Genomic DNA, 12,173 nt, shown 5'->3' with positions numbered 1-12,173 from the left:
GGGTGTGCGGGCCTGTTCGGGGGCGCGGGGGCATGCCTGCCCGGTGCGGGCGGCCGTGCCGGCGCGGAGCACGGGGGCGCGCTGCGAGGAGTGCGGACGGCTGGACCGGGCGCATTCCGTCGCCGCGGACGGTGTCGCCGACGATCCGCGGCCGTACCGCGTGTACCTGGCCTGGTTCGGACCGGGTCTGGTCAAGGTCGGGATCACCGCCGTCGGGCGGGGGCCGGCGCGGCTGCTGGAGCAGGGTGCCGTCTCCTTCAGCTGGCTCGGCACCGGTCCCCTGATGGCCGCCCGGCGCACCGAGGAGATGCTGCGCGCCGCCCTGCGCGTCCCGGACCGTGTCCCGTACGCCGAGAAGCGCGCCGTCCGCGCCGAGTTGCCGGTGACCGAGGCGGACCGGGCGCTGGAGATCCGGGAGTTGCATGCCAGGGCGTCCGGACTGGCCGACTGGCCGGAGTCGTTGGCGCGGGAGCCCTTCCTGGCCGTCGACCACATGGAGGTCTTCGGCCTGGCGGGGGCCCCGGCCGCCGTCGGCTCGGTGAGCGAGCTGGTCGCCGGGGGCGCGGTGGGCGGGGAGCTGGTCGCCGCCGCGGGACCGGATCTGCATCTGGCGACGGCGGCCGGGGCCGTCGTCCTGGACACCCGGCTCATGCGGGGCTGGGAGCTGGTCCCGGCCGGGGGTGCCGATGAAGTGACCGTGCCGGTCAGGGAGTTCAGCAGACCGGCCGGACACCTCCAGGACGAGCTGTTCTGAGACGACCCGCGCCCGGACGAGTTGAACCGCAACCGTCTCTCACGAGCGGGGTGCGGTGCCTCCGGCAGCGTCCGGCTCGCTCAGGCAACTCCCAGGAATACTCCGGGTTTTCCACCGCGGAGTCAGGCACTCCGCCGGCCTCCTACGGCCGCGGAAACGGGGCATACGCGGACGGACGGGCCGCTCCGGCGCCGCCCGCACCCCGCTTTCCTGAGAGCCCGCTGTGCGTTTCTCAGGGAAATCACAGACAGGGGAAAGCATGCTCTCAGAGGACCCCGACATGGTGTCCTGCATGACCACGACCTCGCCCCAGGGGCGCACCGAACTGCTGAGGCCGGACGGGAGCCCGGTCCGCGTGCTGGTGGTGGACGACGAGTTGTCGATCACCGAGCTGCTGTCCATGGCCCTGCGCTACGAGGGATGGCAGATCCGCAGTGCCGGCGACGGCACGGGCGCCGTCCAGACCGCCCGCGACTTCCGGCCCGACGCCGTCGTGCTCGACATGATGCTGCCGGACATGGACGGGCTGACCGTCCTCGGCCGGCTGCGCCGGGAGTTGCCGGACGTTCCCGTCCTGTTCCTCACCGCCAAGGACGCCGTCGAGGACCGTATCGCCGGCCTCACCGCGGGCGGCGACGACTACGTCACCAAGCCGTTCTCCCTCGAAGAGGTCGTGGCCCGGCTGCGCGGGCTGATCCGACGCTCCGGCGCCGCCGACCGCCGCTCCGAGTCGGTGCTCGTCGTCGGCGACCTCACCCTCGACGAGGACAGCCACGAGGTGTCGCGGAGCGGCGACGACATCCACCTCACCGCCACCGAGTTCGAGCTGCTGCGCTTCCTCATGCGCAACCCGCGGCGGGTGCTCAGCAAGGCCCAGATCCTCGACCGCGTGTGGTCCTACGACTTCGGCGGCCAGGCCAACGTGGTCGAGCTGTACATCTCGTACCTGCGCCGCAAGATCGACGCGGGACGCGAGCCGATGATCCACACGCGGCGCGGCGCCGGTTACCTGATCAAGCCCGCCGCGTCATGAGCGGGCGACGACGGCCGCGTGCGCTGAAGCGAGCAGGCAAGCCCCGCAAGCCCCGCACCCTGCGGACCCGGCTCGTCGTCGCCTCGGTGGTGCTGATCGCGGTGATCTGCGCGGTGATCGGCACGGTGACGACGCTGGCCCTGCGGTCGCATCTGTACGAGCAGCTGGGCGATCAGGTCGTCGACGCGGGCAAGCGGCTGTCGGGACCCCCGTTCGGCAGGGACGGTGAGAAGAACGCCCTGGTGGAGGACCGGGTCGACGGCTTCGTCACCAACGGTCCGACTCAGGAGAGGACCGTGGCCGCGGAGGTCGCCGCCGACGGCACGATCGTCAAGGCCTCCGTCGCCGTCCGGCAGGTGACCGACGGTATCCGCCAGCAGATGAAGGCCACGCCGCTGACCGCGTCCCAGCGAGCCGCGTTCGAGGGTGTGTCCACGACCGGCACGCACACCGTGACCATTGCCGGCCTCGGTGACTACCTCGTGGCCTACGCGCACGGCGACGACGGCACCGGCTACTACGTGGCCCTGCCGACCGCCGCGGTCGACAACACCGTCAACACGCTCATCGTCGTGGAGATCAGCGTCACCGCCGCCGGTCTCGGCGCCGCCGTCATCGCCGGCTACGTGCTCGTCGGCCTCGCCACCCGCCCCCTCCGCAAGGTCGCCGCCACCGCCACCCGGGTCTCCGAACTCCCCCTGCACACCGGCGAGGTCAACCTCTCCGAGCGGGTCCCCGAGTCCGAGACCGACCCGCACACCGAGGTCGGCCAGGTCGGCGCCGCGCTCAACCGGATGCTGAACCACGTCCACGGCGCCCTGCACGCCCGCCAGGAGAGCGAGATGCGGGTCCGCCAGTTCGTCGCGGACGCCAGCCACGAACTCAGAACCCCCCTGGCCTCCATCAAGGGGTACGCCGAACTCACCCGCCGCGGACGCGAACAGGTCGGACCCGACACGCGGCACGCGCTGGGCCGTATCGAGTCCGAGGCAGGCCGGATGACCTTCCTCGTGGAGGACCTGCTGCTGCTCGCCCGCCTCGACGCGGGCCGCCCGCTCCAGTTCGAGCAGACCGACCTCGTCCCCCTCGTCATCGACACCCTCAGCGACGCCCGCGCCGCCGGACCCGACCACGTATGGCGCCTCGAACTCCCTGAGGAAGCCGCCCTCGTGTCCGCCGACCCGGCGCGGCTGCAACAGGTCCTCGTCAACCTGCTCGCCAACGCCCGCACCCACACACCGCCGGGCACGACCGTCACCGCGCGCGTGCAGCGGCGCGGCCCGTGGCTGTGCGTGGACGTCCAGGACAACGGCCAGGGCATCCCGCAGGCCCTGCTCCCGCGCGTCTTCGAACGGTTCGCCCGCGGCGACTCCGCGCGCTCGCGTGCCACCGGCTCGACCGGCCTGGGCCTCGCCATCGTGGAGGCCGTCGCCACCGCGCACGGCGGTGCCGTGACCGTCGACAGCGTGCCCGGACGGACCGTCTTCACCGTGCACCTGCCCGCCCTCGCCCCGCCCCGGTCCGCGCCCGCGCCCGAAACGAACCGGCAACGGGACTCACAGGGCCAGCACAGGGCCGGCACATGGGTGCGACAGGGCGCCTGACGAAAGTCGAGGTCATGCGAACCGACTCTTCTCCCGGCACCTTGCCGACGCGGGAGCACCTCCCGGTCGACACCGCCGGTACGCCTGTCCTGGATGTAGTGATCCCCGTCTACAACGAGGAGAAGGACCTCCAGCCCTGCGTCCGCAGACTGCACGACCACCTGACGCGGACCTTCCCCTACCCGTTCCGCATCACCATCGCGGACAACGCGTCGACGGACAGCACCCCGGACGTGGCGCGGCTGCTGGAGACGCGGGTCCCGCAGGTGAGGTCCTTCCGGCTGGAGCAGAAGGGCCGCGGCCGGGCGCTGCGGACCGTCTGGTCGGCCTCGGAGGCCCCGATCCTCGCCTACATGGACGTCGATCTGTCCACCGACCTCAACGCGCTGCTGCCGCTGGTGGCGCCGCTGATCTCGGGCCACTCCGACCTGGCGATCGGCTCCCGGCTGGCCCGCAGCTCGCGGGTGGTGCGAGGGGCCAAGCGGGAGTTCATCTCCCGTTCCTACAACCTGATCCTGCGTGGCTCGCTCCAGGCCCGCTTCTCGGACGCCCAGTGCGGCTTCAAGGCGATCCGCCGCGATGTGGCGCAACTTCTGCTCCCGCTGGTGGAAGACACCGGCTGGTTCTTCGACACTGAGATGCTGGTGCTCGCCGAACGAGCCGGCCTCCGTATCCACGAGGTGCCGGTCGACTGGGTCGACGACCCGGACTCCACGGTGCACATCGTGAAGACGGCGACCGACGACCTGAAAGGGGTATGGCGCGTGGGCCGGGCGCTGGCCACCGGTTCGCTTCCCCTGGACCGGCTGACCAGGCCGTTCGGCGACGATCCGCGCGACCGCGAGATCATGGACGTACCCAAGGGCCTGGCCCGTCAGCTCGTCGGTTTCTGTGTCGTCGGTGGCCTGTCCACCCTCTTCTACCTGCTGCTCTACAGCGGTTTCCGGCAGTTTTCCGGCTCCCAGACGGCCAACGCGCTCGCGCTGCTCGTCTCCGCGGTCGCCAACACGGCCGCCAACCGCCGGCTCACCTTCGGAGTGCGCGGCAGTGCCGGCGCCGTCCGCCACCAGGCGCAGGGCCTGGTCGTCTTCGGCATCGGCCTGGCGCTGACCAGCGGTTCGCTCCTCGCGCTCGACGCGGCGGCCTCGGACCCGGCGCACGCCACCGAACTGGCCGTCCTCATCGCCGCCAACCTCGCGGCGACGGTCCTGCGCTTCCTCCTCTTCCGCGCCTGGGTGTTCCCGGACCGACGGGGCGACGAGGAGCCCGAGGCCACCCCGCACGCGGGGCCGCCCCCGCTCGAGCGAAGCCGGGAGTGGAGCGACGCCACCATCGGGCTGCAGCCGGTGCGCCCCCACGACACCGACCAGGGGGACGCCCGGTGACCACCCACCTCGACGACACGGCTCGATCGGCCGGTACCGCTGATACGGCGGGTACCACTGATAGGGCCGGTACCGCTGATACCCCCGGTACCGCCGGTACAGCTGATACGGCCGCGCGGAGCGAGCCGGAGACGGCACCTTCCGTACCGCACCGGGAACCGGACGCTCCCGCCCCCGCCCCCGGTCCCGGCGAGCCCGAGCGGCCCCTCGCCGCCAGGGTCTGGCGCGGCCGGCCCGAGGACCCCCGCTGGGCCCGCCCGGCCTTCCTCGGACTGCTGCTCGCCACCTGCGTCCTGTACCTCTACGACCTGAGCGCCTCCGGCTACGCGAACTCCTTCTACTCCGCGGCCGTACAGGCAGGCAGCCAGAGCTGGAAGGCCTTCTTCTTCGGCTCGCTGGACTCGGCCAACGCCATCACCGTCGACAAGCCCCCGGCCGCGCTGTGGCCGATGGCGCTGTCCGTGAAGATCTTCGGCCTGAACTCGTGGGCGATCCTCGTCCCCGAGGTGCTGATGGGCGTCGGCTCGGTCGCCGTCGTGTACGCCTCCGTGCGCCGCCGCTTCAGCCCCGCGTCCGGCCTGATCGCGGGCGCGGTGCTCGCCCTCACCCCGGTCGCCGCGCTGATGTTCCGGTTCAACAACCCGGACGCCATGCTGGCCCTGCTGATGGCCGTGGCCTGCTACCTGGTGGTGCGCGCACTGGAGGACGGCCGCACGAAGTGGCTGGTGTGGGCCGGTGTCGCGATCGGTGTCGCGTTCCTCGCCAAGACCCTCCAGGCCTTCCTGATCCTCCCGCCGCTGGCGATCGTGTACGCCGTCTGCGCGCCGGTCCCGCTGAGGAAGCGTTTCTCGCAGCTGGCCCTGGCGACGGCCGCGCTGGTCGTCTCCGGCGGCTGGTGGGTCGCGATCGTCGAGCTGTGGCCCGCCGCCTCCCGCCCGTACATCGGCGGCTCGCAGAACAACTCGTTCCTGGAACTGACCTTCGGCTACAACGGGCTGGGCCGCCTCAACGGCGAAGAGACCGGAAGCGTCGGCGGTGGCGGCGGTGGCGGCACCGGCCGGTGGGGCGAGACCGGCTGGGACCGGATGTTCAACTCCGAGATCGGCGCCCAGATCTCCTGGCTGCTGCCGGCCGCGCTGATCCTGCTGGTCGCCGGCCTGGTGGCCACCCGGAGGCGGAAGCGGACCTCGGTGACCCGCGGCGCGTTCCTGGTCTGGGGCGGCTCGCTGCTGATCACCACGGTGGTCTTCAGCTTCATGGCCGGCATCTTCCACCAGTACTACACGATCGCGCTGGCCCCCTACATGGCCGCCGTGATCGGCATGGGCACCGGCGTCCTGTGGGAGAAGCGGTCCGAGATCTGGGCCTCGCTCACCCTCGCCGCCGCCTCCGTGGCAGCCGCGGCCTGGGGATACGTCCTGCTCAATCGCACCCCGGACCACCTGCCCTGGCTGAAGTGGCTGGTGCTGGTCGGCGGCCTGGCCGGTGCGCTCGGCCTGGTCTTCGCGGGCCGGCTGCCCCGCCGGCTCGCCCTCGCGGCGGCGGCCGTGAGCGTTCTCGCGGCGCTGGGCGGACCGACGGCGTACACGCTGAGTACCGTGAACTCCGCGCACACCGGCTCCATCCCGACGGCGGGCCCGGCGGGCGCGTCCATGATGGGCGGCGGCCGGGGTGGTCCCGGCGGCGGTGGCGGCGGTTTCGGCGGCGGCATGCCCGGCCAGCAGGGCCAGCAGGGCCAGCAGGGTCAGCAGGGTCAGGGCCGGCAGAACGGCGGCGGCCTTCCGGGCGGCACGCCCGGCCAGGGCCAGACCGCTCCCGGTGGGCAGACGAACGGCGACGGTGGCCGGATGGGCGGCGGAGGCGGGGCGGGCGGCCTGATCAACGGCGCCACCGTCACCGACGAGGCCAGGAAGCTGCTCGGCACCGACTCCGAGAACTACACCTGGGCCGGTGCGGCCATCGGCTCCCAGAACGCCGCGAGCTACCAACTGGCCACCGGCGAACCGGTGATGGCGATCGGCGGCTTCAACGGCACCGACCCCTCCCCGACGCTCGCGCAGTTCAAGCAGTACGTCGCCGACGGCAGGATCCACTACTTCATCAGCGGCGGATCGGGCGGCGGCGGTGGCGCGATGGGCGGCAGCGCCGACGGCACCTCGGCGCAGATCACCGAGTGGATCGAGGCGAACTTCGAGCAGGTCACGGTCGGTTCGGCGACCTTCTACGACCTGACCCAGGAGACGGAGGGCTGACGTCCCGGAGTCGAGGGGGAGGGCGGTGACCACGGTCACCGCCCTTCGGCTGTGCGTGGCCGTACTCGGGGCGGTGCTCACCTCGCGGTTCGCGGCGGAGTCCCAGTGGTCGAAGGCGCGGCCGGCGGCGACGGGCTGGGGGGCCCAACGCGGCCGGGTGGTCGACTCGTTCGCAGCGGGCCCGGCGAACTGCGCTGCCCGACCCGGACACGGCGCAGGCGGACACGGCGCAGGCGGAATGGCGCGAGCGGCTGCGGGCGTCGGCGGCGTCGTACCGTGCGCTGCTCGTCCGTCACCCGTGGCTGTCGCCGCTTGCGGGGCGGTACCTCAACATCGGGCCGAACTCGCTGGTCCTCTCCCGCACGATCCAGCGGGTGGTCCGCCGCACCGGCCTGCCCGACCACCGCGTCACGGGCGCGATCGCCGCGGTCTTCCAGTTCGTGTACGGCTACGGCACCATCGAGGGCCACTTCTTCGGCCGGGTCGCGGATGCGGGCATGACCCCGGACGAGTACGTCCAGCACTCCACGAGCAAGGTGACCGAGGTACCGGAGACCGCCGAGGCCGTCGAGGAGTGCAGGAACCTCATGGCGGCGCGCGGCGGCGACACGGTCGCGGAGATGCTGGACCGCGACGTCACCTTCGCCCTGGACCCTGCTGGTCGCGGGCATCGAGGCGATGGCGGATCGGGGCTGATCCCTCGGGCGGAGCCGGCCCTGCGGCCTTCTCCGGGGGAGCGGGTCCTGTGGCCCTCTCCGGGGGAGCCGGCCCTGCGGCCTTCTCCGAGGGAGCGGGTCCTGCGGCCCCCTCCGGCGCAGCCGGCCCCGCGGCCACTCCTGCCAAGCGGTCCGCGCGCGAAGCCCCCTTGGCCACCGGCCCCTTCCCACGGCGCCCCTCGTGCCGTTCGCGGGCTTCGGGGCGCCGTGCAGGGCTCCGTCCGACGGCGGGAGCGGGGCGGCGGCCGGTCCCGCCGCCGCGAGCCACACGCCGGGAATCCGCGAACGGCCCCCTCGATTCGATCAGTCCCGGGGAGCGAGCCGCGCCGGGAAGCCCCCGGTGGCCACCGGACCCCACCGTCGCGGGGTGACGCGGATGATCGACTTGCCCTGTTTGATCATCGCCGCACGGTATTCGTCCCAGTCCGGGTGCTCGCCGGCGATGTTGCGGTAGTACTCGACCAGCGCCTCGACGGAGTCGGGGGAGTCGATGACCTCGGCCGTGCCGTCGACCTGGACCCAGGGGCCGTCCCACTCGTCGCTCAGGACGAGCAGGCTGACCCGCTCGTCCCGCTTGGCGTTGCGCGTCTTGGCCCGCTCCGGGTAGGTCGACATGACGATCCGGCCCGAGTCGTCGACGCCGCAGGTGAGCGGTGAGGCCTGGGGGTCGCCGTCGGCGCGCCGGGTGAGGAGGATCGCGCGGTGCCGGGGACGGACGAAGTCCAGCAGCTCGTCGAGGGAGACGGACGTGTTGGTCGCGATGTTCGGTGCCATGGCGCCAGCGTAGGCGCGGGGTGACGCGTGCGCGTGCGTCGCGGCCGACCCCGCCGGTCCTACGCCTGCGGCAGTGACTCACCCTGCACGGCCTGGATGTCCAGCTCGACCCTGAGCGTCGTACCGATGGCGGCGATGCCCGCCTGGACGACCTGGTTGTAGGTGAGGGCGAAGTCCTCGCGGCGCAGGTCGGCCGTCGCGCGGAAGGCGGCGCGGGTGCCGCCCCACGGGTCGGCGCCGGTGCCGAGGCAGGCGAGGTCCAGGTCGACGGGCCGGACGATCCCGCGCAGGGACAGGTCGCCGTGGACCGTCCACCGGTCGGTGCCCGCGGCGCTCACGCCGGTCGAGCGGTAGGTGATCTCGGGGTGGGCCTCGACGTCCAGGAAGTCCGCCGAACGCAGGTGGGCGTCGCGCATGCCGTTGCCGGTGTCGATGGACGCGGCCCGGATCACCGCCTCCACCCGGGACTTGGTGACGTCGTCCGGGGCGATCTCGACGGACGCTGCGAACTCGGTGAACCGGCCGCGCACGCTGGAGATGCCCAGGTGCTGGGCGACCGCGCCGACGGTGGAGTGCGCCGGGTCGACGGTCCACGGTCCGGGCGGCGGCAGTTCGGCGCCGCCCTGCCGGGCCAGCGTGACCGTGCCGACCTCGGCCCGCCCGCTCGCGGTGACGAGCGAGCTCGCGGCGGCCGGCGCGTATCCGACGGCGGTGACGATCACGGTGTACGCCCCCGGGGTCAGCGCGGTCGCGTCGCGTACGGCACCCTCCGCGTCGGCCTCGGCGCGCAGCACCTGCCTGCCCGCCATGTCCGTCATCGTGACGACCGCGTGCGACACGGCCCATCCGTCCCGGGTGCGGATCCTCGCGGTCAGTCCCATCTCACGTAACTCCTCGAAGAGAGCGGCCCGTGGCGGGGGGCGAACCCCGCCACGGGCCGGTGGCGTGTCGTGCTACTCGCCGGGGTGGGCGAGTGCGATGTCGTGGCCGTCCACACCCGTGCCGGAGACGGTCAGGGCGGTGGCCACCGGCGGGTAGCCGGTCGCGATGACCGTGTAGTCGCCGCCGTCGAGGTCGGTGAAGGCGTACGCCCCGTCCACCCCGGTGGTGGCGGAGCCGACCACGTTGCCCGCGGCGTCGACGAGCGTGACGCGCGCGTCGGCCAGCGGACCGTGCGGCGCCCGGACGACGCCCTGGATCTGTGCCCCCGCGTCGAGGACCAACTCCACGCGGGTCACTCCGCTCACGCCCACCTCGACGGGCAGGGCACGCGGCCGGAACCCGGCGGCGTTCACGGCGACGGTCACGGCACCGGGCACCAGCTCGGCGAAGGCGAACTCGCCCTGCTCACCGGTGGTGCCGGTGGCCAGCAGATCGCCGCGCACATCGGTGACGACGACCATGGCGTCCTTGACGGGCCGACCCGACTCGGCGGTCCGCACGACACCGCCGAGCCCGCTGGTCCCGCTGAGCAGGATGTCGTAAGCGACCGGCTCGCCGCTGACGACGACCGTGGACGCCTGCGGCTGGAACCCGTCGGCGGAGGCGATCAGGACGTACGACCCTGTGCCCGGCGCGTCCAGTCCGTAGGAGCCGTCGGCCTGCGCGACCGAGCGGCCCAGCTGCCGGCCCGCGAGGGAGATCAGCGTGACGGCGGCCTGCGGGACGGGCGCGCTCTCGGCGCCGCGGACGTGGCCGCGGACCGGGATGCCGCCGGAGGAGCCCGCGGGGGCGTCGGCGGTCTGGTCCGCGGTCGCCACGCCCGCGAGCCGCTGCGTGCCCTCGGGACCGGCCTCGACGGCGGAACCGACAGCCGCGAGGACCTTGTCGGCGACGGCAGCCTGCGCCCCGGACCCGGACCCGGACCCGGTCACAGACACAGATCCGGTCTCAGCCCCTGCCCCTGCCCCTGCCGGAGTCTCGGAGGGAGTGTCGCCGGAGGCCGTCTGCGCCAGCGCGCCCCTGGTCCTCAACGGGACCTCCTTGATGAACAGGGTGATGAGGAAGGCCAGCAGGGCCATGGCGGCGGCGATCAGGAAGACGTCCGCGATGCCGTGGCCGTACGCGCTCTCCATGACCGTGCGCAGCGGCAGCGGCAGCTTGTCCATGTCGGGGATGGCGTCCCCCGAGCCGGAACCGCCCGCGACGGAGGCGTAGTCGGGGCCCAGGCCCGCGATGCCGTCCTCGGCGTAGTCGCCGATGCGGTGGGCCATGACGGCACCGAGCGCGGAGACGCCCATCGCACCGCCGAGGGAGCGGAAGAAGGTGACCGTGGAGCTGGCCGCGCCGAGATCGCCCGGGGCGACCTGGTTCTGCGTGGACAGCACCAGGTTCTGCATCATCATGCCGATGCCGAGGCCCAGCAGGGCCATGAAGACGGCCGTCTTCCAGTACGGGGTGTCGTAGCGGATCGTGCCCAGCAGGCCGAGGCCCGCAGTGATGAGCACACCGCCGCCGACCAGCCAGGCCTTCCACCTGCCGGTGCGGGTGATGAGCTGCCCGGACACGGTGGAGGAGACGAACAGGCCGGCGATCATCGGGATCGTCAGCACGCCGGACATGGTCGGAGACTCGTCGCGGGCCAGCTGGAAGTACTGGGCGAAGAAGACCGTGCCGGAGAACATCGCGACGCCGACGAAGAGCGAGGCCGCGGAGGACAGCGTGATGGTGCGGTTGCGGAAGAGGCGCAGCGGGATGATCGGCTCGCTCGCCCTCGACTCGACGAGGACGAAGACCAGCCCGAGCGCGACCGACCCCGCGACCATCGCGTACGTCTGCCAGGACAGCCACTCGTACTTGTCACCGGCGAAGGTGACCCAGACCAGCAGCAGCGAGACCGCGGCCGAGATGAAGAACGCGCCGGCCCAGTCGACCTTGACGTCCCGCTTCACGACGGGCAGGTGCAGGGTCTTCTGGAGCACGATCAGCGCGATCACGGCGAAGGGCACGCCGACGTAGAAGCACCAGCGCCAGCCCAGCCAGCTGGTGTCGGTGATGACACCGCCGAGCAGCGGACCGCCGACGGTGGCGACGGCGAAGGTCGCGCCGAGGTAGCCGGAGTAACGGCCGCGCTCACGCGGGGAGATCATCGCCGCCATGACGATCTGCGCGAGGGCCGAGAGGCCGCCCACGCCGACGCCCTGGACGACACGGCAGGCGATCAGCATGCCGGAGTTCTGCGAGAGACCGGCGGCGGCGGATCCGAGCACGTAGATGACGAGCGCTATCTGGACGAGGGCCTTCTTGTCGTACAGGTCCGCGAGCTTGCCCCACAGGGGGGTCGTCGCGGTCATCGCCAGCAGGGTGGCGGTGACGACCCAGGTGTAGGCGGACTGGCCGCCGCCGAGGTCGCCGATGATCTCCGGGAGGGCGTTCGAGACGATCGTGGACGACAGGATCGCCACGAACATGCCGAGGAGCAGCCCGGAGAGGGCCTCCATGATCTGTCGGTGGGTCATCGGAGCGTCGTCGGCGGACCCTCCGCCGTGCCTCGCGTGAGCCCGCACACCGGCTGGTGTGGTCGTTGCCATGGGCTTCCTTCTCCTACGTCGCTTGTGCGGGTGTACGGGTGGTCTGTTCACGTGACGGTCCACGTGGGGGTTCGCTCACGGGAACGTGAGCGGGAAGGAGAGCGGGAGGAGGCGGGGGCCGGTGG

General features: G+C 72.5%; 8 protein-coding genes and 1 pseudogene. 6 read left to right on the top strand and 3 right to left on the bottom strand.

What is annotated here, in order from left to right; genetic code table 11:
• The 6 genes and pseudogenes from P1P75_RS34145 to P1P75_RS34120 all read left to right on the top strand — a co-directional run.
• On the top strand, positions 1 to 754 hold a 754-nt coding region (locus P1P75_RS34145), incomplete at its 5' end, for a DUF2797 domain-containing protein (protein ID WP_319262859.1).
• A 292-nt stretch (positions 755 to 1,046) separates the two neighbouring features.
• Complete coding sequence (locus P1P75_RS34140) at positions 1,047 to 1,787, top strand: response regulator transcription factor (RefSeq protein ID WP_319262857.1); 741 nt, start codon at positions 1,047 to 1,049, stop codon at positions 1,785 to 1,787.
• Positions 1,784 to 3,391, top strand: a complete 1,608-nt coding sequence (locus P1P75_RS34135; RefSeq protein ID WP_319262855.1) for a HAMP domain-containing sensor histidine kinase — start codon at positions 1,784 to 1,786, stop codon at positions 3,389 to 3,391. Before P1P75_RS34140 ends, P1P75_RS34135 begins: the two co-directional genes overlap by 4 nt.
• Before the next feature lie 14 nt (positions 3,392 to 3,405).
• Positions 3,406 to 4,776: a bifunctional glycosyltransferase family 2/GtrA family protein gene (locus P1P75_RS34130; RefSeq protein WP_319262854.1), complete on the top strand. Its 1,371-nt coding sequence runs from the start codon at positions 3,406 to 3,408 to the stop codon at positions 4,774 to 4,776.
• Complete coding sequence (locus P1P75_RS34125; RefSeq protein WP_319262852.1) at positions 4,773 to 7,028, top strand: glycosyltransferase family 39 protein; 2,256 nt, start codon at positions 4,773 to 4,775, stop codon at positions 7,026 to 7,028. Before P1P75_RS34130 ends, P1P75_RS34125 begins: the two co-directional genes overlap by 4 nt.
• Positions 7,029 to 7,264: 236 nt before the next feature.
• A pseudogene (locus P1P75_RS34120) lies at positions 7,265 to 7,724 on the top strand (TetR/AcrR family transcriptional regulator C-terminal domain-containing protein); the annotation flags it as partial.
• 323 nt (positions 7,725 to 8,047) lie between these two features.
• Here P1P75_RS34120 and P1P75_RS34115 read toward each other — a convergent pair.
• The 3 genes from P1P75_RS34115 to P1P75_RS34105 all read right to left on the bottom strand — a co-directional run bounded on the left by P1P75_RS34115 (position 8,048) and on the right by P1P75_RS34105 (position 12,048).
• Positions 8,048 to 8,518, bottom strand: coding sequence for a PPOX class F420-dependent oxidoreductase (locus P1P75_RS34115; RefSeq protein WP_319262851.1), 471 nt, complete (start codon positions 8,516 to 8,518; stop codon positions 8,048 to 8,050).
• A gap of 59 nt (positions 8,519 to 8,577) precedes the next feature.
• Positions 8,578 to 9,399 carry a YceI family protein gene (locus tag P1P75_RS34110; protein WP_319262849.1) on the bottom strand — a complete coding sequence of 274 codons (822 nt, stop codon included), beginning with the start codon at positions 9,397 to 9,399 and terminating at the stop codon, positions 8,578 to 8,580.
• 72 nt (positions 9,400 to 9,471) lie between these two features.
• Complete coding sequence (locus tag P1P75_RS34105) at positions 9,472 to 12,048, bottom strand: MFS transporter (RefSeq protein WP_319262847.1); 2,577 nt, start codon at positions 12,046 to 12,048, stop codon at positions 9,472 to 9,474.
• Positions 12,049 to 12,173 lie beyond the last annotated feature (125 nt).

Source organism: Streptomyces sp. ID05-39B (assembly GCF_033794725.1).
Classification (GTDB): domain Bacteria; phylum Actinomycetota; class Actinomycetes; order Streptomycetales; family Streptomycetaceae; genus Streptomyces; species Streptomyces bobili.
The sequence above is the reverse complement of the archived record's forward strand: the minus strand, read 5'-3'. Positions and strand labels throughout refer to the sequence as shown.

Bases quoted from the DNA above. Each gene is read 5' to 3' on its own strand.
- P1P75_RS34140 (WP_319262857.1), top strand. From the start codon at position 1,047: ATGACCACGACCTCGCCCCAGGGGCGCACCGAACTGCTGAGGCCGGAC.
- P1P75_RS34135 (WP_319262855.1), top strand. From the start codon at position 1,784: ATGAGCGGGCGACGACGGCCGCGTGCGCTGAAGCGAGCAGGCAAGCCC.
- P1P75_RS34130 (WP_319262854.1), top strand. From the start codon at position 3,406: ATGCGAACCGACTCTTCTCCCGGCACCTTGCCGACGCGGGAGCACCTC.
- P1P75_RS34115 (WP_319262851.1), bottom strand. From the start codon at position 8,518: ATGGCACCGAACATCGCGACCAACACGTCCGTCTCCCTCGACGAGCTG.
- P1P75_RS34110 (WP_319262849.1), bottom strand. From the start codon at position 9,399: ATGGGACTGACCGCGAGGATCCGCACCCGGGACGGATGGGCCGTGTCG.
- P1P75_RS34105 (WP_319262847.1), bottom strand. From the start codon at position 12,048: ATGGCAACGACCACACCAGCCGGTGTGCGGGCTCACGCGAGGCACGGC.